The sequence below is a fragment of the Alteromonas sp. OM2203 genome (genome assembly GCF_048517045.1).
Lineage (GTDB): Bacteria > Pseudomonadota > Gammaproteobacteria > Enterobacterales > Alteromonadaceae > Alteromonas > Alteromonas gracilis.
The window spans coordinates 897,383-919,834 of sequence record NZ_CP183209.1; the positions used below are offsets into that span (position 1 = coordinate 897,383).

General features: G+C 44.6%; 17 protein-coding genes. 12 read left to right on the forward strand and 5 right to left on the reverse strand.

From position 1 onward, the window contains the following. The first annotated feature begins 174 nt into the window (after positions 1 to 174). Complete coding sequence (locus tag ACM0P2_RS04085) at positions 175 to 678, forward strand: exonuclease domain-containing protein (protein WP_120960736.1); 504 nt, start codon at positions 175 to 177, stop codon at positions 676 to 678. Positions 679 to 686: 8 nt separating this feature from the next. Here the strand turns inward: ACM0P2_RS04085 and ACM0P2_RS04090 are convergent, their stop codons facing one another. Further along, positions 687 to 1,157 (reverse strand): hypothetical protein, encoded by a 471-nt coding sequence (locus ACM0P2_RS04090; RefSeq protein ID WP_120960734.1) that lies wholly within the window; start codon positions 1,155 to 1,157, stop codon positions 687 to 689. 226 nt (positions 1,158 to 1,383) lie between these two features. Beyond that, the gene (gene metK / locus ACM0P2_RS04095) at positions 1,384 to 2,529 is read right to left on the reverse strand and encodes a methionine adenosyltransferase (RefSeq protein ID WP_105930646.1); all 1,146 of its coding nucleotides are present in this window, start codon (positions 2,527 to 2,529) and stop codon (positions 1,384 to 1,386) included. A gap of 405 nt (positions 2,530 to 2,934) precedes the next feature. On the opposite strand from metK, the gene tkt reads away from it, so the two are divergent. The 4 genes from tkt to ACM0P2_RS04115 all read left to right on the forward strand — a co-directional run bounded on the left by tkt (position 2,935) and on the right by ACM0P2_RS04115 (position 8,448). Next, positions 2,935 to 4,926 carry a transketolase gene (tkt, locus tag ACM0P2_RS04100; RefSeq protein ID WP_159118442.1) on the forward strand — a complete coding sequence of 664 codons (1,992 nt, stop codon included), beginning with the start codon at positions 2,935 to 2,937 and terminating at the stop codon, positions 4,924 to 4,926. An 18-nt stretch (positions 4,927 to 4,944) separates the two neighbouring features. Further along, positions 4,945 to 5,955 carry an erythrose-4-phosphate dehydrogenase gene (gene epd / locus ACM0P2_RS04105; RefSeq protein WP_014948384.1) on the forward strand — a complete coding sequence of 337 codons (1,011 nt, stop codon included), beginning with the start codon at positions 4,945 to 4,947 and terminating at the stop codon, positions 5,953 to 5,955. Positions 5,956 to 6,070: 115 nt separating this feature from the next. Next, positions 6,071 to 7,246 carry a phosphoglycerate kinase gene (locus tag ACM0P2_RS04110; protein WP_419227348.1) on the forward strand — a complete coding sequence of 392 codons (1,176 nt, stop codon included), beginning with the start codon at positions 6,071 to 6,073 and terminating at the stop codon, positions 7,244 to 7,246. A 302-nt stretch (positions 7,247 to 7,548) separates the two neighbouring features. Next, complete coding sequence (locus ACM0P2_RS04115) at positions 7,549 to 8,448, forward strand: fructose bisphosphate aldolase (RefSeq protein ID WP_419227349.1); 900 nt, start codon at positions 7,549 to 7,551, stop codon at positions 8,446 to 8,448. 200 nt (positions 8,449 to 8,648) lie between these two features. On the opposite strand, the gene ACM0P2_RS04120 is transcribed toward ACM0P2_RS04115, so the two are convergent. Both ACM0P2_RS04120 and ACM0P2_RS04125 read right to left on the reverse strand, forming a co-directional pair. Next, positions 8,649 to 9,068, reverse strand: a complete 420-nt coding sequence (locus ACM0P2_RS04120) for a diacylglycerol kinase (RefSeq protein ID WP_159118445.1) — start codon at positions 9,066 to 9,068, stop codon at positions 8,649 to 8,651. After that, a complete protein-coding gene (locus ACM0P2_RS04125; protein ID WP_419227350.1) occupies positions 9,056 to 10,663 on the reverse strand; it encodes a phosphoethanolamine transferase in 1,608 nt (535 codons plus the stop codon). Before ACM0P2_RS04125 ends, ACM0P2_RS04120 begins: the two co-directional genes overlap by 13 nt. Before the next feature lie 293 nt (positions 10,664 to 10,956). Here ACM0P2_RS04125 and ACM0P2_RS04130 point away from each other — a divergent pair, with 293 nt between their 5' ends. The 6 genes from ACM0P2_RS04130 to ACM0P2_RS04155 all read left to right on the forward strand — a co-directional run bounded on the left by ACM0P2_RS04130 (position 10,957) and on the right by ACM0P2_RS04155 (position 19,525). Further along, on the forward strand, positions 10,957 to 11,646 hold the full coding sequence (locus ACM0P2_RS04130) for a response regulator transcription factor (RefSeq protein WP_159118447.1): 690 nt from the start codon (positions 10,957 to 10,959) through the stop codon (positions 11,644 to 11,646). After that, positions 11,630 to 13,069 carry a sensor histidine kinase gene (locus ACM0P2_RS04135; protein WP_419227351.1) on the forward strand — a complete coding sequence of 480 codons (1,440 nt, stop codon included), beginning with the start codon at positions 11,630 to 11,632 and terminating at the stop codon, positions 13,067 to 13,069. Before ACM0P2_RS04130 ends, ACM0P2_RS04135 begins: the two co-directional genes overlap by 17 nt. Before the next feature lie 197 nt (positions 13,070 to 13,266). Further along, positions 13,267 to 13,581 (forward strand): hypothetical protein, encoded by a 315-nt coding sequence (locus ACM0P2_RS04140; RefSeq protein WP_236547099.1) that lies wholly within the window; start codon positions 13,267 to 13,269, stop codon positions 13,579 to 13,581. 195 nt (positions 13,582 to 13,776) lie between these two features. Beyond that, complete coding sequence (locus ACM0P2_RS04145) at positions 13,777 to 14,862, forward strand: efflux RND transporter periplasmic adaptor subunit (RefSeq protein ID WP_159118449.1); 1,086 nt, start codon at positions 13,777 to 13,779, stop codon at positions 14,860 to 14,862. 9 nt (positions 14,863 to 14,871) lie between these two features. Continuing rightward, positions 14,872 to 18,057, forward strand: coding sequence for an efflux RND transporter permease subunit (locus ACM0P2_RS04150; protein WP_159118450.1), 3,186 nt, complete (start codon positions 14,872 to 14,874; stop codon positions 18,055 to 18,057). Then, the gene (locus ACM0P2_RS04155) at positions 18,047 to 19,525 is read left to right on the forward strand and encodes a TolC family protein (RefSeq protein ID WP_159118451.1); all 1,479 of its coding nucleotides are present in this window, start codon (positions 18,047 to 18,049) and stop codon (positions 19,523 to 19,525) included. Before ACM0P2_RS04150 ends, ACM0P2_RS04155 begins: the two co-directional genes overlap by 11 nt. A 107-nt stretch (positions 19,526 to 19,632) precedes the next feature. Here the strand turns inward: ACM0P2_RS04155 and ACM0P2_RS04160 are convergent, their stop codons facing one another. Further along, on the reverse strand, positions 19,633 to 20,082 hold the full coding sequence (locus ACM0P2_RS04160) for a hypothetical protein (RefSeq protein ID WP_159118452.1): 450 nt from the start codon (positions 20,080 to 20,082) through the stop codon (positions 19,633 to 19,635). Between the two features lie 233 nt (positions 20,083 to 20,315). On the opposite strand from ACM0P2_RS04160, the gene ACM0P2_RS04165 reads away from it, so the two are divergent. Continuing rightward, positions 20,316 to 22,442, forward strand: a complete 2,127-nt coding sequence (locus ACM0P2_RS04165; protein WP_159118453.1) for an alpha/beta hydrolase family protein — start codon at positions 20,316 to 20,318, stop codon at positions 22,440 to 22,442. Positions 22,443 to 22,452: the final 10 nt, after the last annotated feature.

A 22,452-nucleotide genomic window follows, 5' to 3' on the forward strand; every position in this document is an offset into this window, starting at 1 on the left:
ATGTGGCATGATTCTACTATTAATGCTTATTAGTATTATGTTATCTCTTTGTTAACAATGCAGGTGCGTAAAGAAGTTGAGTGGTAATAATACGCCCAGTGTATTTTTTGCCAACATAAATAAATGGTGTTTGACAGTGTTGCAAGCAGTGATAAACGGTAGTTTGGAGTTCGTGTGCGAAAAATAACCCTGCCAACAATAATCGATATTGAAGCAAGCGGTTTTGGTGCAGCAAGTTATCCCATTGAAATTGGTATAGTGCGCTATGATGGTGCAAAGTGGTGCAAATTACTCAGACCTTTCGCCTCTTGGGTACATTGGGACAAAGAGGCTGAATCGCTGCATGGCATATCACAGCAGATGCTGCAAGCGAGGGGGGAAGAGCCGTTAACCGTTTGTATGGAATTAAACAATTTCTTAGGGAATACGGTTGTTTATAGCGATGGCTGGGTAGTAGACAACCCGTGGCTTATTAAATTGTTCGCTGCTGCTCAGGTGGAGATGTCTTTCACATGTCGAGCGCTTGACTATATTTTAAGCGAGGCGCAAATGGAGAAGTGGCACGAAGTGAAAAATAATTTAAATGCTGAGTTTGATGTTAAGCGACATAGAGCGAGTTCAGATGCAATGATAATTCAGCAAACCTATGCAAAAACCCTAGAACTTACTAGAACATAATCCGTGGTTTAAAAGAGATAATTGACACCAAGTGATAGCGCCATATTTTCCTCTTCACCCACCTGCCGGTGTTCGATTTCAACAGCCATGTTTAAACCATCTCCACCGCCAAGAAGCCAGCCCAACCGGGTAAACGTACCCTCGTCATGGGGCAGATAGAGCCACTCAGCGTAATGTTGAAAAGCCGTATTGTTAGTCTTATAAGTAGCATAAAGTTTTTGTGGAACCCAAGTATCGAAGCGTCGACTGGCGCTAATCATTCCCTGCGATCCGGCAGGGTAGGTAAAACTACTGTCATAATAATGCGTTTCAGTAATCGATTGAACGCGATACATACTGTTGAGCTGCCATCGTGCAAGTTTTTTACTTTTAAATTGAATGGGATTGAAGTGGGCGTCAGATGTTTGTGCTGATACCGGCATTGTTATCAATGCTAATGCAATGCATAAAACGGAAGAAATACCGGTAACGACATTCATAGAAGAACCTAAGTGTAAATTGTCACCGCATGCGTAGAACGTTATCGACAAGCGGTGGTATCAATAAACAAACGAACATTTTTTAATCATAGGCTAAATGCTGGGGCTTGAAAACAGAAAGCGTGATTTTTTATTCTGCACCTTCGATAAGGCTACTTATATAAAAACGCCGCCGATTGAAAGTATCATTCGGCGGCGCTTGAACAGAGCTGTAGGCCCTTTATTTTTAAACAGAGGCTTTAAGTGCTTCCGCTTTATCTGTTGCTTCCCATGGGAATTCATCACGACCGAAGTGACCGTATGCTGCGGTTGGGCGGTAAATAGGGCGCTCAAGGTCAAGCATTTGAATAAGACCATACGGGCGTAAATCAAAGTGTTCACGCACTAATGCAACGAGTGTTTTCTCATCAACCACACCTGTACCGAAAGTATCGATGCTGATAGACGTTGGCTCTGCAACACCAATGGCGTAAGACACTTGAATTTCACAGCGCTTGGCAAGACCAGCTGCAACAATGTTCTTAGCAACGTAACGACCCGCGTAGGCTGCACTGCGGTCTACTTTTGACGGATCTTTACCAGAGAAAGCGCCGCCGCCGTGACGGGCCATACCGCCGTAAGTATCTACGATGATTTTACGACCTGTTAAGCCGCAGTCGCCCATTGGACCACCGATTACGAATCGTCCCGTTGGGTTGATGTGAAAGCGTGTATTTGTGTCAATCCACTCGCTTGGAAGCACAGGCTTGATGATTTCTTCCATTACCGCTTCACGTACTGTTTCAGTGCTTACTGAATCACAGTGCTGAGTTGACAGTACAACGGCATCAATGCCAACCGGCTTATTGTTTTCATACTTGAAAGTAATCTGGCTTTTCGCGTCTGGGCGAAGCCAGTCAAGCTTGCCAGACTTGCGTACTTCAGCTTGTTTTTGAACAAGGCGGTGAGAGTAAGTAATTGGCGCTGGCATTAATACGTCAGTTTCATCGCTTGCATAGCCAAACATTAGGCCTTGGTCACCTGCACCTTGCTCTTCTAAGCTTTCGCGGTCAACGCCTTGGTTGATGTCAGGAGACTGTTTACCAATAGCATTTAATACAGCACATGAATCGGCGTCAAAACCCATATCAGAATGCGTATAGCCAATTTCTTTTACTGTTTTTCGGGTAAGTTCTTCAATATCTACCCAAGCTGAAGTAGTGACTTCACCACCTACTAAAACCATACCGGTTTTTACATACGTTTCGCAGGCCACCCGAGCGCGAGGATCTTGCTCTAAAATTGCGTCAAGAACCGCATCTGAGATCTGATCAGCAATTTTGTCCGGATGTCCTTCAGACACTGACTCGGATGTGAATAAATGCGTGGCCATAAATGCTCCGTAAGCGTTAAATTATCAAAATAGTCGTATATTGTACTAAAACAAGTTATAAATACCAGTCTTTACTTCTAGACGTCTAAAAGTCTCTTTGTTACGAAATGTTGACAAAACCCGATCAGTATCAGGGTTATTTCTATAGAATAAAGAGACTTAGGCAAAGATAAGAGGGTTTTCATTACCGTGCTAATACGCATCGGTGAGCGTATAGACCATTTTTTACTATTACTTTCGCTATTAGCAATGAAAACTCATTGAACTGTTAGGTGGCATAGGTAAGAATAACGCCACATTCAATCGTATAAAGAAGTAGAGCAAACGCCTTATCTCTACGCTCGTCTAGCTCTGCTAGCCCGCTAAGATACGAAACAAAAGATACAAAATAAACCAGGAGACAACATGCCCTCTCGTCGTGAACTCGCCAACGCAATCCGTGCATTAAGTATGGACGCCGTTCAACAAGCTAAATCTGGTCACCCAGGTGCCCCCATGGGGATGGCTGATATCGCACAGGTACTATGGGGTGATTTCTTATCTCACAATCCTGCTAACCCGTCTTGGGCTAACCGCGATCGCTTTGTACTTTCAAATGGTCACGGCTCGATGCTGTTGTATTCTCTACTTCATCTTTCAGGCTATGAACTGCCAATTGAAGAACTAAAGAACTTCCGCCAGCTACACTCTAAAACACCAGGACACCCAGAATATGGCTATGCACCAGGTGTTGAAACCACCACAGGTCCACTTGGCCAAGGTATTAGTAATGCTGTAGGTATGGCGCTTGCTGAAAAAGTACTAGCTGCACAATTTAACCGTGACGGCCACAACATTGTTGACCATCACACCTACGCATTCCTAGGCGATGGCTGCTTGATGGAAGGTATCTCACACGAGACGTGTTCACTAGCCGGTACACTTGGCCTTGGTAAGCTTATCGCATTTTGGGATGACAACGGCATTTCAATTGACGGTGAAGTAGAAGGCTGGTTCACCGACGACACACCAGCGCGCTTTAAGAGCTACGGCTGGGAAGTGATCGATGGTGTTGACGGTCACGATGCTGAGCAAGTAAAAGCTGCCATTGAGAAGGCACAAGCGAATACGGCGCAGCCTACGCTTATTTGTTGTAAAACCACCATTGGTTTCGGTTCGCCTAATAAAGAAGGTACCGAGTCTTGTCACGGTGCACCACTAGGTGAGGACGAAATTGTTGCTACTCGCGAGAAGCTTGGCTGGAGCCATGGCGCTTTCGAAATTCCAGACGATATTTATGCGGGCTGGGATGGCAAAGAGAAAGGCTCAAAAGCGGAAAGTGCCTGGAATGACGCTTTCGCAGCATACGAAGCCGCCTACCCAGAGCTTGCAGAAGAATTCAAACGCCGTGTAAATGGCGAACTGCCAGCAGATTTCAGCGACAAAGCAGACGCTATCATCGCTGAACTTCAAGCTAACCCACAAAACATTGCTTCACGTAAAGCGTCGCAAAATGCATTAAACGCGTTTGGTCCGTTACTTCCTGAGCTATTAGGCGGCTCTGCCGACCTAGCAGGTTCTAACCTTACCATTTGGGAAGGTAGCAAAGGCGTTGAAGCAAACGATGCATCAGGTAACTACATTTATTATGGTGTACGTGAGTTTGGTATGTCTGCCATGATGAATGGTATTGCCCTTCACGGTGGCTTCAAGGCATACGGTGCAACCTTCCTAATGTTTATGGAATATGCACGTAATGCGGTACGCATGGCGGCACTAATGAAGCAGCCTGCAATTTTCGTTTACACCCACGATTCAATCGGTCTAGGTGAAGACGGTCCAACGCACCAGCCGGTAGAGCAGGTGGTTGCGCTACGTGCAACGCCTAACCTTGATAACTGGCGTCCTTGTGATCAGGTTGAGTCTGCTGTTTCGTGGAAGTCTGCTATTGAGCGCACTGACGGCCCAACAACGCTAATCTTCACGCGTCAAGGCTTAGCGCAGCAAGAAAGAACGGCCCAACAAGTTGCAGATATCGCTAAAGGCGGTTACGTACTTAAAGATTGCGAGGGTACACCAGAGCTTATTCTTATTGGTACCGGTTCTGAAGTTCAGCTAGCCGTAGAAGCAGCAGAGAAACTTACCGAGCAAGGTAAGGCCGTTCGCGTAGTATCTATGCCATCTACTGACGTATTCGACCGTCAGTCTGCTGACTACCGTGAAAGCGTATTGCCTTCTAGCGTTGTTAAACGCGTAGCTGTAGAAGCGCTGTCTAAAGACAGCTGGTACAAGTACGTTGGCTTTAATGGCGCTATCGTGGGCATGGATACCTTTGGTGAGTCTGCACCTGCTGGCGACCTGTTTAAGCACTTCAACATTACCACTGACGCTGTAGTAGAGGCTGCACTGTCTCTGTAAGAGGTAATAGATAAGCCTATGGTAAATATTGCCATAAATGGGTTTGGTCGTATTGGTCGCAACGTGTTGCGCGCGCTGTATGAAAGTGGGCGCAACAACGAGTTTAACGTGGTGGCCATTAACGACATTGCAAAACCTGAAGGCATTGCACATCTACTTAAATACGATACCGCCCACGGGCGGTTCCGTTTTGATGTGGCCTTAGAAAACAACACGCTGAATGTCGCAGGCGACGATATTACACTGCTCGCGATAAGCGATATTAAAGACCTACCCTGGAAAGACTTGGGCGTTGATATTGTGCTTGAGTGTACAGGCAAGTTTGATGACAGAGCGTCGGGGCAAGCACATTTAGATGCAGGCGCTGGCAAAGTGCTTTTCTCGTCACCCGGTTCACCAGATTTAGACAATACGGTCATTTTTGGTACTAACGAAGACACGTTGACCAGTGAACAAAAATTAGTCTCTAACGGCTCTTGTACCACAAATTGCATTGTTCCTGTCATCCAAGCATTAGACGCTGCGTTTGGTGTTGAAAGTGGTACGATCACAACCATTCATGCCTCTATGCATGACCAACAGGTTATCGACGCCTATCACGAAGATTTGCGCAGAACCCGTGCTGCAAGTCAGTCGATTATCCCCGTTGATACACGCCTTGCTGCTGGTATAGAGCGCATTCTGCCTAAGTTTGCGGGTAAGTTCGAAGCCATTGCGGTTCGGGTGCCTACTATCAATGTCACTGCGATGGATTTAAGCGTAACGCTTCAGTCTAAGGTAACCATTGAACAAGTGAACCAAGCCCTTCGCAATGCAAAAGCGGGGCGTTTGCAGGGCATTTTGGATTACACCGAAGAACCATTGGTGTCGGTAGATTTCAATCACGACCCACACTCGTGTATTGTAGATGGCACACAAACAAGAGTCAGTCACAAACAACTGGTTAAAACACTGGTGTGGTGTGACAACGAATGGGGTTTTGCAAACCGTATGCTCGACACAGCAAAAGTGATGTTCGACGCAAAATAACGCATTGATGCTGCCAGGGCTGGTGGCACCAGCTCGCGCAGCTTTCACAGTTAATTTGAGTGTATTTTATCTTTAAGACACGCTCTACTGAATTAAAATTAACATAGGAAAGACGATGGCAATTACAAGCATGAGCGATATGGCTTTAAAAGGTCAGCGCGTATTAATTAGACAAGATTTAAACGTGCCGGTGAAAGACGGCAAAGTAACCTCAGATGCCCGTATCAAAGCATCAATTCCTACTATTAAAGCAGCCCTAGACGCTGGTGCGGCAGTGATGGTGATGTCTCACCTTGGCCGTCCTACTGAAGGCGAGGCTGCAGACGAGTTCTCACTTCAACCTGTTGTTGATTATCTTAATGACGCCCTAGACGTACCGGTTAAGCTTGTAAAAGATTACCTTGACGGTGTTGAGCTTAGCGAAGGCGAACTGGTTATCCTTGAAAACGTACGTTTTAATAACGGCGAAAAGAAAGACGACGAAACGTTAGCAAAACAGTACGCAGCACTTTGCGATATCTTTGTTATGGATGCGTTCGGTACTGCTCACCGCGCACAAGCGTCTACTCATGGCGTTGCTAAATTTGCACCAAAAGCCTGTGCTGGCCCATTACTTGCTGCAGAATTAGACGCACTTGGCAAAGCGCTAGACAACCCTAAGCGTCCAATGGTTGCTATTGTGGGTGGCTCTAAAGTATCTACCAAGTTGACCGTGTTAAAAACATTGGCTGAAAAAGTAGACCAGCTGATTGTTGGCGGTGGTATCGCCAATACCTTTATCGCGGCACAGGGCCATAATGTCGGTAAGTCTCTGGTAGAAATGGATTTAACTGAGCAAGCTACGCAGCTGATGAATGAAGCGCAGGCGAATGGCGGCAATATTCCAGTGCCAACAGATGTTGTAGTGGGTAAAGCGTTTGATGAGAATACTGAAGCTACGTTAAAAGTAGTGAGTGACGTTGCTGACGACGATATGATTTTTGATATCGGCCCAGACTCATCTAAGGCGTTAGAAGACATTATTAAAAACGCAGGAACTATCGTATGGAATGGTCCTGTAGGCGTATTTGAATTTGAGCAGTTCAGTGCCGGTACGAAAGCGCTGTCCGAAGCTATTGCGGCAAGCGACGCATTCTCAATCGCAGGTGGTGGTGATACACTAGCAGCAGTTGATAAATACGGAATTGCCGATAAGGTTTCTTATATTTCAACAGGTGGTGGCGCGTTCCTAGAATTCTTGGAAGGTAAAACACTACCAGCGGTAGCAGTACTAGAAGAAAAAAATAAATAAGCCTAAGCGCTGCGTAGAAACGCAGTGCGTACAAGCTCTCGATAGCTAAGGCCTAGTGCAAATGTTGCCCCATTATGTGTCACGCTCAGTAACAGCATTTTTGAGCGTGACCCTATAATCGGAAACGATTACCCCAGCGAAACAGTGACGTCCGCTGGCATAAATACCAATTTTATTACAGATGTGTTTATTAAAGGTGCAGGCATGCCGCGTCTGAGACAAACAGATCTTTAATAGAATTGGTATAACAATAAACCCTACACCTGTCTATCAAGGCAGTAATATACAAAAGGAGTGTTGCAATGGCATCACAAGCTCAGCAGGCAATGCTGGATAAACTGAAAACACAAACCGGTTTTATTGCAGCGTTAGATCAAAGCGGCGGTAGTACCCCGAAAGCGTTACGCTTATACGGCATCGAAGAATCTGAATATAGCTCAGATGAAGAGATGTTCAACCTTGTTCATGAAATGCGTACGCGCATTATCACCAGCACCCCTTTTAGCGGCGAGCGCGTTCTTGGCGCAATCTTATTTGAAAACACCCTTGATAGAGAAATTGAAGGCATGCCTACTGCTCACTTTTTATGGCAGAAAAAGCGTGTTATTCCTTTCTTAAAGGTTGATAAAGGGTTGGCAGAAGAAAGTAACGGCGTGCAGGTAATGAAGCCCATGCCTGGTCTTGATGCATTACTCGCTAAAGCAGTAGCGCAAGACGTGTTTGGCACTAAGATGCGCAGTGTTGTTAAGCTTGCCAATCACCAAGGTATTAAAGACGTAGTCGCTCAGCAATTTGAAGTGGGTAAGCAAATTTTAGCAGCGGGCCTTGTTCCAATCATTGAGCCAGAAGTGGATATTCACAGCCCGCAGAAAGCCGAAGCCGAAGCGCTACTTAAGTTAGAGATTTTAACTCAGCTTAACCTTCTTAGCGAAGGTCAGGAAGTCATGCTTAAGCTAACGCTGCCAACAGAAGCTAATTTCTACAAAGAGCTTGTTGACCATCCTCGCGTACTTAAAGTGGTAGCGCTATCTGGTGGCTATAGCCGCGAAGAAGCAAACGCGAAACTGGCAGAAAACCAAGGCATGATTGCGAGTTTCTCTCGCGCATTAACTGAAGGCGTATCTGCTCAGCAGTCTCAAGAAGAGTTTGAAGCAACGCTAGATACTGCAATTGAAGGTATCTACCAAGTGTCTAAAGTTTAATTCTCTCTTTTTAAATTGATTGTAAAGAGCGCCTAATGGCGCTCTTTTAGTTATGAGTTCCGTTTACTTAGGGTGACACCTTTATCTTGGTAACTACACCTTATAGCTCGCCATTACCTTTATCCTTAACCTAATAAGCTCGTCTTAGCAATTCCTAAAAAAGGCGAATCTCTACGGGATTAGTGCCTTAAGTAACAACTCTATATGTGGCTATAAAATACGCCCGCCCACAACATGCAGGCAATAACGATTGATAGAAAAACCCCTGCCGATGCTAGGTCTTTTGCCAGCCCTGATAGTGCATGAAATTCTGTGCCTATTCTATCGACGGTAACTTCAATGGCCGTATTGATTATTTCGGCAAATAAAATGAAAAAAATGGAAAACATTAAAATTGCCCGTTCAAGTAAAGGGATTGACCAAAACGCAAGTACCACGAATGCCAAAACAGTTAGGCTTAGCTCCTGTTTAAATGCAGCTTCGTTCTTAGTAAGCCAACTAAATGCTCGAAGTGAATTCTTTAGAGCCTTAAATACTCGAAGCAAACCTTTTGGCTTGTTGGTTGGGTCGAAGTGCGCGGTGGTACTTACCACACGGTTTGATTCATTTAGGCTTCGCATTGTTTAAAGATATCCATAGTGGGTTGGTATGTAATACTCTTGACACTTGATAAACCAAGTAACGTGTCAAATAAGTTGTCTTGAGAGTAAGGATGGTTGGCTAAGTTTTTAATACAATTTCGGTAGTCTGAATCTTCGAATTTCGACGCCCAAAAAAGCATAGGAATATGAGTTTGTTCTTGCGGTGCAATTTGATAAGGAAATCCATGCAGATAGAGTCCTTTTTCACCTAAGGATTCACCGTGATCGGATAGATATAGCATAGAAGCGTTTGGCACATTTCTTAATGTTCTAACAATCTCACCAAGTACAAAGTCAGTGTATGCAATAGTGTTGTCATAGGTATTGAGAAGCGCTTGTGACTCACAATTTTGAATGTCACTTCTAGGGCAGTCAGGAGAAAACTTCGCAAATTCAGTGGGATACCTCCGAAAATAAGTGGGGCCATGAGAGCCAATCATATGAAGAACAATAACTCTATTACTTTCCGCAGGTATTGATAAAACGTCCTTCAAAAGCGCGTTTAGCAAAACGTCATAGCAAAAATCACCGTCACATAAACTAGGGTCTCGGGACGGGTCAAATGCAATAGTTTCAATTCGTTTGCACACCCCCTTGCAGCTACTATTATTGTCTATCCATGTCACGTCAGCGCCAGCTCGGTGTATGATATCAAGCACATTATCCTGACTTTCCGCAATGCGAACATCATAGCTTTGCCTTGAAAGTCGAGAAAACATACAGGGTACTGACACCGCAGTAGCGGTCCCGCATGAGGTCACGTCGTTGAAACTTACCGCGCCTATGTCGTTCATAAAGGGCGTGGTGTTTCTGCTATAGCCATTATTGGCAAACTTGTCTGCCCTTGCTGTTTCTCCAACAACCAGTACAGTCGTAGAAGGCAAAGCGTTATTTCTATTTATTATAGAAGGTGTCTTGTCCAGTACCTTGTAAGGAAGTGGCGGATAAAGGTAGGTGTCTCTGAGATATTTGTAGCCAGAATCGTAAAATGCATACGGGATAATATATTTGGCTAAATCTTTGTTATTTCTACCCACCGCAGCATAGTCTTTATAAAGGCCGGCAGCAATAATGATTATTCCTACCACTGCTAATACGTTGAGCTTAAGTAAGTGCTTAACTCTAGCAACTAATTTTCCATTAATTTCCTGATTAAAGACGGCAACAACGGGCACCAATCCTAACAAGAAGAAAAAGAGTAAAAGCGTTGAGTTTAGATAGGCAAATGCTTCACCAGAATTGGTCTCCATCACATTTTGAATCATACTCTTATCAAATATCACGCCGTAAGCGACCGTACCGTATAAAAGAAGTGAACTGACTAACAGCGTCACTGCCACTGTCAATCTTGGCAAGAGAATGGCGCCTAATAGGCTAAGGGCGATGATATTGAAAAAGGTAAGCAACAATGGAACGGACAGAAGAAATATCCACTGGCTTACTGTGGTTGGTAGCACAGCATGATAGACATTTGAAATAAAAGGGAAGTTGAATACCAGCGTTATTGAGACTGATGCTATAAAAACAAAATTGGCTAATGAAGGATTTAAATTTAACGAACGTGGAAATTTCAAAGTCAGTTCTCTTGTGTACTACTTGCAGCACAAGGTAACTTTCAAAACTTAAATAAAGCTTAAGCAAAACTTTGGGATTAGCGTTAATGGGAATTTTTATCTAGAACCAACAATTCCAGATGGTTTCCCATTGCAACTATTTGTTATACATAGAGAAACGGCGTGCAGTTGCACAAAAAGCTTCCTAAGCCGTCACTTTCTATCGTTAATTAATTCAATATTATTCTCGCCTTCAGTTTATCTTAAGATTGAGATCATAACCTTAGCGAGGAATAAAAATCGACCAATGAAACATGAGAATACTCCTTGTAGAAGATTCATTGTCTTTGAGAAATAGCCTGAGCTTAGGTCTAGAAAAACTTGGCCATTCAGTTGATTTAGCTGCCACAGGGCCCGATGGTTTGAGTATGGCGCTTCTTGGTAGCTACGACATTATTGTATTAGACCGCATGCTGCCAGAGCTTGATGGAATGGCTATTTTAAAAGCGCTAAGAAAGAGACGAATGGAGACTAAAGTACTTATTTTGTCTGCGCGAGCCGAACCAGCAGAAAGAGTAGAAGGTTTACTAGCAGGCGCCGATGATTACCTCTCTAAGCCTTTTTCATTTGAAGAGTTGTCAGCGCGACTTCTCAGTTTGATGAGACGGGGCGTGACAAACTGTATCAACGATCAAATTACCATTAATGGGTTGATATTGGATATTCAGGCCAAGTCTTTTTTATTAGGGGACCAAATTATTGGTTTAACGCCGAATGAATACCGAATAATAGAGTGCATGTTCCTCAACAAAGGCAAGGTCGTCACATCAGAAAAGTTAAGTGAATTTATTTCCGGTAGTTATGATCATATCTCAAAAAATGCAATTGAAGCGCATCTCTCTTCAGCGCGAAAAAAAGTAAGGGCGTGTGGCGCTACACTCCCCATTAAAAGCAAGCGGGGCTTTGGCTACGTCGTGTTGGACGGCGATGAAGTCAATACGTAAAACCTTAACACGACGCCTTTCAATCACTATTTCGTTGCTAGTAATTGTCGTTTTACTCGCCGCAGATATCGGAGTAGATACCTGGGTTCAAAGAGAGTTTAATCAAGGTTTAAAAGCCAAAGTTGGCATGCTTCAGAGCTTAGTTAATGAGAATTTAGACGGCGTTGAGTTTGAGTTCGCTGGCGAGTATTTCCCAGAGTTCGAGGGTGCTTCTTCTCCAGAATACTTTCAATTGTGGTACAAAGGGCAGGTTTTCGAAAAGTCGGAATCCCTTGCACTGTACACTGTTGACGAGCTGCCGTTTGAAAACTTAAGTTTAAACGAGGCGGTGATTAACGACATTACGCTGCCAGATGGTCGTTCCGGGCGTATTATTCACACCAAATACGTGCCTCAAATTGACTCTGAAGGCCGCGAAGCATTCTATAATGTACGAGGCGAAGAGCAGCGCGACGCCATGGTTATCGCATACGCAACCTCCACTGAACTGTTGAATTTTACTCTTTGGTTTATCGATATCGCATTTTTAGTGGCGCTTATTGTAATTCCGTTAATGGTAAGATTCGTCGTGCGCAACACGGTGTCTTACGCGTTGGCACCACTTGATGCATTAAACAACAATATAAGAACTCTAAGGTTTACTGCCACAGATAAGCACGAAGCATTCTCTACAAACGTTTCAGAACTAGAGCCAATCGTCAGCAGCTTGAACCATTTTATAAACGATAACTACGCCCTATACCTTAGAGAGAAAAGACTTACCTCTGACATTGCTCACGAACTTAAAACGCCGGTTTCTGAACTTATCAACCTGGCGGAAGTTGCGATGAAGTTTCCGGGAGAGGAGCGACTCGAAAAAGATTTTAAACCGCAGGTTCTTCGCATTGGTGTGCGAATGAAAAACATCATTTCAGGTTTGATGTTAATTCAAAAGCACAGTGTCAAGCAGACTCAATTAAACGACCTTATTAATATTGAAGAGCTCGTTGCTCAAGTTGTTGCAAGCAAAGCGGTAGATAATATTAATGTGGTTGCGAAAGAAAGGAGCGACGTGGTTATTCACTCTAACCGAATTGCGGTGGAGTCTATATTTAGCAACTTGTTAGACAATGCTATTGAGCATGGAAAGCATTGTGAGCCGATAAGCGTGTATATAGGCAAAACGCAATCAGGACGGGGCCAAATAGAAGTGACAAATATAACGCATACTGAAATGGATGAAAGTGATCTAAGACATATGTTCGAACCCTTGTGGCAAAAGGATGCATCACGTACATCGGAAGACAACTTTGGTCTAGGGCTTTCAATAGTAAGTGCATTGTGCAGTGCGATTGGGGCAGACGTATCGGTAGATAAGTTGGACCATAACCACATCTCTTTTTCTGTGATTTTCAAAAGGTCTCTTAATAATACATGCTGTTAAAATGCGTTATTGCTTGCTGTAAAACGATATGACGTACACTGCCACGCTCTGGAGCTCTAAGTTTGTTTTTAACAAATACGTGCAATCGCTTATTGCCTGCGTTTACTAGCAAGAATGTTTCTTGTAAAAGCGTAATCGCCTGTGTAGCATAACGCCGCAATTTTCCTTATATAATTGAATTTCTGGAATAATCATCGGTGAATAATCATCAGTACATGAAGCAGTACACCATATACGCATTAATTGCGTTGTTGTTTACTTGCTTATCTGGACTTAAACAGGATTACAAGCCGATCACGTTTAAGCATCATTTTGATGCTTCTATCTCAGAATATTCATTTGAATTTGATACTGAGGAAAGTGCGCCGGAAGAGCCCGTCCCGCCACAAAATGTTGTGCTGGATTACCTTACGGACTCCTTCACGGATACCGCAAAACCACGTCCGCGTGGGCTTTTCAAAACATCCCTTAACTACGCAACGCCGTTAACCCGAGCGCCGCCTATTGCTTAGTTTTTTAGGTTTAGCGGTTATTGGCTACCTAAAAAACACGTTAATTCGATATTCCTAACAACGCGCCAGCGCTTTGCTGGATGTTTTTGCGTGCTTAATTATCAGCGGTGAACCTATTTGCTGAAAGCGCGCTAGTGGCATGCTGTCTTTTTATAAGGCATGTCACGATTAGCCTTTTTATTACGAATTTACATTATGAGCAAAAAAGCACTTCTTGCAGTAAGCATTGTTTCCGCACTTTTAGGTGGTTGTGGACATGAAGAACATGTTGCACATCACGAAAAACTTCAATTCAACGTTACTCATCCTATCGTACAAGACACAACGCTGGTAAAAGAGTACGTCAGTCAGATACGTGCCATTCAACATATTGAAGTTAGAGCTATGGAAAAAGGCTATCTTCAATCGACCTTTGTTGATGAGGGACAAACGGTAGAACGTGGTCAGCCCATGTTCAAAATAATGCCGAACGTATATGAAGCTGAACTACACCGCGCTGAAGCCGAGGCTAAAGCGGTCGAGATGGAGTACAAAAATACAAAGTCGCTTGTTGAACAAAACATTGTTTCTCCTAACGAACTCGCCGTTATTGAAGCACAGCTTCAAAAAGCTCAGGCTGAAGTTGAACTGGCAAAGACTCATCTAGCGTTTACTGACGTTAAAGCACCGTTCACTGGCAAAATGGACCGACTGGAAGCTCGAACGGGAAGTCTGCTTGATGAGGGTGAACTGCTCACCACATTGTCTGATATCAGCACAATGTGGGTGTATTTCAATGTGCCTGAATCAGAGTATTTAAAGTACGCGCAGAACAGCGCATCAAATGAGCAAACTTCAGTGCGATTAAAGCTTGCCGATGGCAGTATTTACGCGCATCAAGGCGTGATAGATGCTATTGAAGCCGATTTTGATAATCACACTGGTACCATCGAAATGCGTGCGTCTTTCCCTAATCCTGACCAACTGCTAAGACATGGGCAGACCGGTAATGTCATGGTGGATATTGCCTATCCGGATGCTTTAGTTATTCCTCAGAAAGCCACATTCGAAATTCTCGATCAAAGCTTTGTGTATGTGCTGGATAGCGAGAACAAGTTAGCAACCCGCCACATTAACATCGCTGCAGAACTCCCTAACATCTATCTGGTTTCAGACGGACTAGCGCCGGACGACACTATTTTGATTGAAGGACTGCGAAGAGTTTCGAACGGCGATGAGATAGAGCCGGAACTTATTTCAGCCAGCGACACATTAGCTGAACTGTCACTGCACGCAGAATAAGGGGGAGCTATGTTTGGAGTTTTTATTAAACGTCCAGTGATGGCCATCATGCTATCGCTGATGATTATATTTTTGGGCGTGTTGTCGGTGTTTAGCCTGCCCACGTCACAGTTTCCAGATATTGCTCCGCCGCGAGTGCTTATTTCTCTGGCATATCCCGGTTCGAGCGCTGATGTATTGGTGAAGTCATCGCTGGTTACCATTGAGCGTTCAATCAACGGTGTGCCGGGCATGAAGTACATCGTGTCTGATGCGACCAGTGCGGGTGAAGCCACTATTCAAGTTATCTTCGATTTAGATGTGGATCCGAATCAGGCGTTAATTAATGTGAAAACGCGGCTTGACCAGATCATGAACCGGCTGCCCCAGCTCGTGCAGTTAGAAGGGGTGGTACTAGAGCGGGTTCAGCCTAGCATGTTGATGTACATAAACGTTTATAGCACGGACGAAACGGCTGATGAAAAGTTTCTGTACAACTATTCCAATATCAACCTTATCCCAGAGATACAGCGGGTAAACGGTATTGCCAGTGCAAAAATATTGGGAAGCCGCCAGTACGCCATGCGAATTTGGCTGAAGCCCGATCGCATGCGTGCTTACAATGTTTCTGTAGATGAGATCATGGAATCGATAGACGAGCAAAGCTTGATTGGACGCCCTGGACGACTTGGCAGAAGTTCAGGCATTACTGCTCAGTCCAAAGAATACGTGCTTATTTACGAAGGACGTTACGACGAGCCTGAAGAATATAAAAATATCATTATTCGCGCCGATTCCGACGGTCGCTTGCTCAAATTAGGTGACATCGCCGATGTTGAGTTAAGCAGTGAATTCTTCGATATCTATTCAAACAAAGACGGATATCCTTCCGCTGCCATAGTACTTAAGCAGAACTACGGAAGTAGTGCCAACGAGGTTATTTCTCAGGTGAAAGCCACTATGGCTGAACTAGAAAAAACGTTTCCAGAAGGCATGAAGTACGAAATCAACTACGATGTTTCCAAGTTTCTAGATGCATCTATTGAACAAGTGCTGCATACCTTGTTTGAAGCCTTTATTTTGGTTTCCTTGGTGGTGTTCATCTTTCTGGGTGACTGGCGCTCCACACTTATCCCGCTTCTTGCTGTGCCGGTTTCACTGGTTGGGACGTTTTTCTGCATGCAGGCCACAGGGGTGAACATAAATCTTATTACTCTGTTCGCTCTCGTATTAGCGATAGGGATTGTGGTGGATAACGCTATTGTTATCGTGGAGGCCGTTCACGCGAAAATGGAAGAAAGCAGCAGCCTAACCCCTTATATGGCGACCCAACAAGTACTGGGTGAAATGGGGGGAGCTATTATCGCGATTACACTTGTGATGACGGCGGTTTTTGTGCCCCTTATTTTTATGACGGGGCCGGTAGGTGTATTCTATCGCCAGTTCTCTATTACCATGTCATCGTCAATTATCATCTCGTGTATTGTGGCGCTTTCATTAACGCCAGTGCTGTGTGCAATGTTGCTTAAAAACCCCCATTCACACACAAGAAAGGCAACGCCATTAAGCAAGTTTATCGACGGGTTTAATTATTATTTCAACAAGTTAACCGGTCGTTATACAGGCATTGTCAAAGCTATCGTTACGCGCCGCAGTGTTACTATAGTGCTGCTTGCGGGCTTTGTGGTAAGTACCTTTGGCGTTAATCAGGCATTACCTACAGGCTTTATTCCCGGTGAAGACCAAGGGCAAATCTATGCCATTATTCAAACACCGCCAGGCAGTACCCTTGAAGCGACGAATACAGTAGCGCGAGAGCTGCAAAGCTTGGCGCTGGACGTTGAAGGCGTCTCCTCGGTGTCCTCGCTTGCTGGCTACGAAATCCTCACGGAAGGACGAGGCTCAAATGCAGGTACCTGCTTGATTAACCTTGAAGATTGGGCTAATCGCGAACAGTCGGTACGTGAAATTATTGAAGAACTAGAAGCCAAAACACACCACTTAGGTGCAGTAATTGAATACTTCGAACCACCTGTTGTGCCGGGTTATGGCGCGTCGTCGGGGTTATCATTCCGTTTACTCGATAAAACCAACACAACCGACTATCAAGAGTTCGACCAAATCAACAAAGCCTTCATGGAAGAACTAGGCAAACGCGATGAGCTAAAAGGTTTGTTTACTTTTTATGCTGCCGATTATCCTCAATACAAAATTGAGATAGATAACCAAGCTGCAATGCAGAAAGGGGTATCTATTGGCGCCGCCATGGAGAATTTGAATATTCTTATTGGTAGTACTTACGAGCAAGGTTTCACGCGTTTTAATAACTTCTTCAAAGTGTACACACAAAGTGCACCGGAATATCGTCGTTATCCCAGCGATTTATTGGATTACTACGTGAAAAACGAAGAGGGTGAAATGGTGCCTTACTCTGCTTTTATGAAGCTGATCAAAACCCAAGGCCCTAATGAAATTACACGCTACAACCTTTATACCTCGGCAGCAATTCGTGCAGAGCCTGCAGCAGGGTATACCTCGGCGCAAGCGATAAAAGCAGTTGAGGAAGTAGCGGCTGCCACCTTGCCAAAAGGATATGACATAGGTTGGGAAGGCCTGTCATTTGACGAAGCTAAACGAGGCAATGAAGCTATCGTTATCTTTGCCGTAGTATTGTTGTTTGTATATATCGTACTGGCATCACAGTACGAGAGTCTGCTTCTACCTTTCGCGGTTATTCTTTCGCTACCTACTGGTATTCTTGGCTCATTCCTGTTTTTAAAAGGTATGGGGCTGGCCAATGACGTTTATGCTCAGCTTGGTTTGGTTATGCTGGTTGGGTTACTTGGTAAAAACGCCGTATTGATAGTGGAATACGCAGTGCAAAAAAATCAGCAGGGCTTGTCAATTGCCGACGCGGCAGTTGAAGCGGCCAAACAGCGCTTTCGTCCAATCCTAATGACATCGTTCTCGTTTGTAGCAGGGCTAATTCCGCTTGTTATTGCAACGGGGGCAGGCGCAGTGGGAAATAGAACTATCGGTGCTTCTGCCTTAGGCGGTACTTTGTTCGGCACTATTTTTGGTGTGCTGGTTATTCCTGGGCTTTACTACTTGTTCGCCAAACTTGAAGAAGGTAAGTCATTAATCAAAAACGAAGATCATGTCCCTCTTACTGAAACTTACCACTATAACGATGAGGTGCTAAGCGATGACAAATAAAAAGCGATTTACCTATAAGCCGCTGTGGTTAGCGCTTAGTAGTGCGTTGTTAGTACAGGCATGTGCTATTCCTACCATTGAAACGCGAAACCCTAACCTGGATTTGCCAGAGCAGTTTAACGCGAAAGTTTCGCAAGTGGATACTCAGGCTGGTCAAGGGATTAACCAGAGTACACAAGCAAATATTCAATGGAGTGAGTGGTTTAACGACCCTACGCTTTCTTCGCTGGTGGAAACGGCGGTTAAGAACAACCAGGAGGTGTCTATATTAATTCAACGCATTAATATGGCGTCGAATGAAGTGTATGCACGAGAAGGGGAATATTTGCCTCGACTCTCTGCGGGGGGAGCCGCTGAAACCGAAAAGGTTGGCGAATATACCCGGGAAGGCGCAGTAGAAGAGCAGTTAAATATCAAGGAGGATAAAGAATTTCCTGACCCGCTGGCAAACCTAAAGCTAGGCCTTAATGCGTCGTGGGAAATTGACGTTTGGCATAAGCTGAGAGATGCGTCTAAAGTGGCCTCGCTTGAATATTTGGCGTCGGTTGAAAGTAAGAACTTTTTCGTTACCCAGTTAGTATCTGAAGTTGCGCGTACTTACTATGAACTGCTGGCACTAGATAACAAGCTAGAGAACCTCGACTCAACCATTTCGCTACAGCGTAATGTTATTCACACTATTAATGCGTTGAAAGAATACGGGCGGGCGTCATCGCTACCCGTTGCGCGCTTTAACGCGGAAGTGAAGAAAAACGAGAGCGAGCGTTACTTGATTGAGCAGGAAATCCTAGAGAAAGAGAACACGCTCAATCTGTTATTAGGACGCACTCCACAGCCCATTCAAAGGGATAGTAACGTGTTACTTGATGCTAAAATCATCAACCCGCAGGTAGGTGTACCCTCTGCGCTATTAGACAATCGCCCGGATATAAAACAAGCAGCACTCATGCTCCAGGCGGCAGAGTTAAATATCGAAGTGGCTAAAGCCAACTTCTACCCATCTTTTGAGCTAAAAGCAGGGTTAGGTTTATCGGCGTTTGATAGTCGCTACTTGTTTAATGTGCCTGAGTCATTGGCATATTCATTATCTGGTGATGTTTTTGCGCCATTAATAAACCGCAGGGCGATTGAGGCGGTTTATCAAAATGCCAGCGCCGAACAAATTGAAGCGGCTTACGAATATGAACTGACCGTTTTAACGGCGGTAGCTGAAGTAACAAACAGTTTGTCGAAGCTCGATAATTTGGAGAAAAGTGCTGAAGCAAGGCGTCATCAAATTGCTTCACTCGAACAGTCGATTGATATTGCCAATAGGCTTTTTTCGTCAGCTCATGGTGAATATTTAGAGGTGCTGCTTGCACAGCGAGAGGCACTGGAAGCGCGTAGCGAGTTTATAGAAACCCGTCAGCAGCAAATGGCCGCACTGGTCGATTTGTATCAGGCACTCGGAGGCGGATGGCAGTCTTAAAATAACTAGGAGAGCGTTAGCTCTCCTTTTTTTTGCCTTTATCAAAAGCTGCCGGTGAATTTCAGACTCAACGTGTGACAAAAGCAGAACGCATGCGGTGTTAAATGTTAACGCGTAAAGTTAAAGCGTGAAAAAAAGCGCTCAGCTTCGTCACTATCAAAATCATAGCCATTATTCGTCATCGCTTCCAAAGCATCTTCTACCGTTTCGTAAAAGCCATAAGGAACCTCGGCAGCGTCGTAGCACTGAGAAATCTGATGCTTAGTTGTGAGCATAATGTCGGTATCTAATATCACCACGGCAAGAAACGACAGGCCGCGGGTTTTTCTTACACGAGTTTGTTTTACAAAAATATCAAAGGTGGAAGGGGGCATCAGGCTTTCACCGTAAAGGCAGCTTACTTGTGCCCATTTAGTGCCCTTTTCGAATTTTGAAATGTCAGAAGACATCTTAATTACGCCATTTCTCATGGTTTCGTCATTCCACGGTCCGCGCGCTGAGAAGAGCAGCAACTGACCGCTTACGCTACATTCAAACTCGCCGTGTGAATTATTCATGGGCACTCCTTTTACGCCTTGTATAGAAGTTATCATTTTATCGCTATCACGCTACTAACCATTCGGCCAAAGCCAACGCCCCTGTGTACTGCGCTTAATCGCCTAGCGATGTCGCTCAACGTTTAATCTTTATTGGCTGAATATATTCAGTAATATGGAGACGATAAATGCATCACTACAACGTGATCACCCCATAAAAAGAACGGATAAGAACAAATAGATTAAGGTGAGATATGTCTTTTACGAGAAATCACAGGTACCCGTCAGTCAAAAAGCGGTTTGCTATATGGGCTGCACTATTTAGCGTAGGCACGCTAGCTATGCCATCCACAGCGCTTGCAAGCAATGAGAGAGAATCTCTTACTACCGACTCTGAACGCTATTTTAAATCGGAAGATATTTTCAATTTAGAATACGTGAGCGAAGTTCAAGTATCGCCAAACGGTAAATATATCGCCTATGTACGTCGCTCGAACGACATCATGTCTGACAGCAGTCGCGCGAACGTCTGGCTAGCGTCTGTGGATGGCAAATCTCATCGCCCTCTACTGTCATCTAAAAAGAGTTACTATTCTATTCGCTGGTCACCAGACGGTAGTCGTTTGGCTTACCTTTCTAATGAAGAAGGTAAACCTCAGCTATACGTACGCTGGATGGACACAGGGCAAACGGCACTCGTCACTAATGTCACTTCAAGTCCTAGCAACATCACATGGTCGCCAGACGGTAAGCATATTGCCTTTACCATGAGCGTAGATGCCAAGGAAAAGCCGCTAGACGTCAAAATGCCCAAAAAGCCTGACGGTGCAAAGTGGTCTCCTAGCTTTCAATATATTACTAAAGCCCGTTATCAAGCCGATGGACGCGGTGTTCTTGAGCCTGCTTATACCCATATTTTTGTTGTTCCTGCCGAGGGAGGCACCGCACGACAGCTCACTTCAGGTAACTATCATCACAACGGGCGTTTAAGCTTCTCTCCTAGTGGCAACAAAATTTATTTCTCTGCCAACCGCAGTGACAATTGGGAATATGAACCTGTTGAGGGGGATATCTTCTCTGTGGATATGATGGGTAATATCGCGCAGCTAACTAGCGAGAAAGGGCTCGAATCATCGCCCGTAGTATCGCCTGACGGAAAGCATATTGCTTACGCGCGTCGCGATGACGAAAAAGTGATGTACAAAAATAGCTATTTGTATGTGATGAAGAGCGATGGTACAGATGCTCAAAACTTAACAAAAGACATTGATAACTCGGTATCTAACTTTCATTGGAAAAATAATAAGCATATCTATTTTCAGCAATCGGTACGCGGCTTAGCGCAAATTGATGTGGTGTCTTTGTCAGGCAAAGTGAAAACAGTGGCTAGCGGTTTAGGTGGCACTACACTCGGTCGTCCTTACGTGTTTGGTACCTATCATGCGGTAGGTGATGTAGTGGCATACACCAAAGGACGAACCGATCGTCCTGCGGATCTATTTGTTACTACTCGAAGCGAGCGACAGCTTACAGCACTTAATGAAGACGTGCTGGGTCACAAGCAGTTGGGTGAAGTTAAAGAAATTGTCTATCAGTCTTCTATTGATGGTGAAGAAATTCAAGGTTGGTACATTCTGCCGCCAAACTATGACAGCACGAAAACCTACCCACTTATTTTGGAAATTCACGGCGGGCCAAATCTCGCCTATGGCCCTGTGTTTACTGCTGAGCTGCAGCGCATGGCAGCAGAGGGCTATGTGGTGTTTTACGACAACCATCGCGGCAGTACAGGTTATGGTGAACGCTTTGCACTATTACTTCAAGGGAAGTACAGCTCGGAATATGACTTCTCAGATCATATGTCCGGCGTCGACGCGTTAATAGAAAAGGGAATAGCTGACCCAGAGCGCCTGTTTATAACGGGTGGTTCAGCTGGAGGGATTGCATCAGCCTATGCCATTGGCCTCACCAATCGATTCAAAGCCGCTGTGGTTGCTAAACCTGTTATTAACTGGCTATCGAAAGTACTGACTGCCGATTCAGGTCTTTATCAAATCCCTTTTCAATTTCCTGGCAAGCCTTGGGATAACGTAGAGCATTACTGGAAGCGCTCACCTTTGTCGCTAGTAGGAAACGTAACGACACCAACCATGTTGATTACCGGTGTGGAGGATAAACGCACGCCCATGTCTGAGACTGAGCAGTTTTATCAGGCTTTAAAGCTTCAAAAAGTGGATAGTGTACTGGTAAAAGTACCAGGTTCGCCTCACGGTATCGCATCAAAACCTTCAAGAATGATTGGTAAGGTTGAAAACATTCTGGCTTGGTTTAAAAAGTACGACATCGTACCGTCACAAAACACGCAAGTTGAAGCTAAATAGTTAGTTTGCT

What these genes read in the sequence shown, in the direction of transcription:
- tkt (WP_159118442.1), top strand. Translation starts at nt 2,935, where the DNA reads ATGCCCTCTCGTCGTGAACTCGCCAACGCAATCCGTGCATTAAGTATG.
- epd (WP_014948384.1), top strand. Translation starts at nt 4,945, where the DNA reads ATGGTAAATATTGCCATAAATGGGTTTGGTCGTATTGGTCGCAACGTG.
- ACM0P2_RS04130 (WP_159118447.1), top strand. Translation starts at nt 10,957, where the DNA reads ATGAGAATACTCCTTGTAGAAGATTCATTGTCTTTGAGAAATAGCCTG.
- ACM0P2_RS04165 (WP_159118453.1), top strand. Translation starts at nt 20,316, where the DNA reads ATGTCTTTTACGAGAAATCACAGGTACCCGTCAGTCAAAAAGCGGTTT.
- ACM0P2_RS04155 (WP_159118451.1), top strand. Translation starts at nt 18,047, where the DNA reads ATGACAAATAAAAAGCGATTTACCTATAAGCCGCTGTGGTTAGCGCTT.
- ACM0P2_RS04110 (WP_419227348.1), top strand. Translation starts at nt 6,071, where the DNA reads ATGGCAATTACAAGCATGAGCGATATGGCTTTAAAAGGTCAGCGCGTA.
- ACM0P2_RS04160 (WP_159118452.1), bottom strand. Translation starts at nt 20,082, where the DNA reads ATGAATAATTCACACGGCGAGTTTGAATGTAGCGTAAGCGGTCAGTTG.
- ACM0P2_RS04115 (WP_419227349.1), top strand. Translation starts at nt 7,549, where the DNA reads ATGGCATCACAAGCTCAGCAGGCAATGCTGGATAAACTGAAAACACAA.
- ACM0P2_RS04145 (WP_159118449.1), top strand. Translation starts at nt 13,777, where the DNA reads ATGAGCAAAAAAGCACTTCTTGCAGTAAGCATTGTTTCCGCACTTTTA.
- ACM0P2_RS04150 (WP_159118450.1), top strand. Translation starts at nt 14,872, where the DNA reads ATGTTTGGAGTTTTTATTAAACGTCCAGTGATGGCCATCATGCTATCG.
- ACM0P2_RS04090 (WP_120960734.1), bottom strand. Translation starts at nt 1,157, where the DNA reads ATGAATGTCGTTACCGGTATTTCTTCCGTTTTATGCATTGCATTAGCA.
- ACM0P2_RS04120 (WP_159118445.1), bottom strand. Translation starts at nt 9,068, where the DNA reads ATGCGAAGCCTAAATGAATCAAACCGTGTGGTAAGTACCACCGCGCAC.
- metK (WP_105930646.1), bottom strand. Translation starts at nt 2,529, where the DNA reads ATGGCCACGCATTTATTCACATCCGAGTCAGTGTCTGAAGGACATCCG.
- ACM0P2_RS04135 (WP_419227351.1), top strand. Translation starts at nt 11,630, where the DNA reads ATGAAGTCAATACGTAAAACCTTAACACGACGCCTTTCAATCACTATT.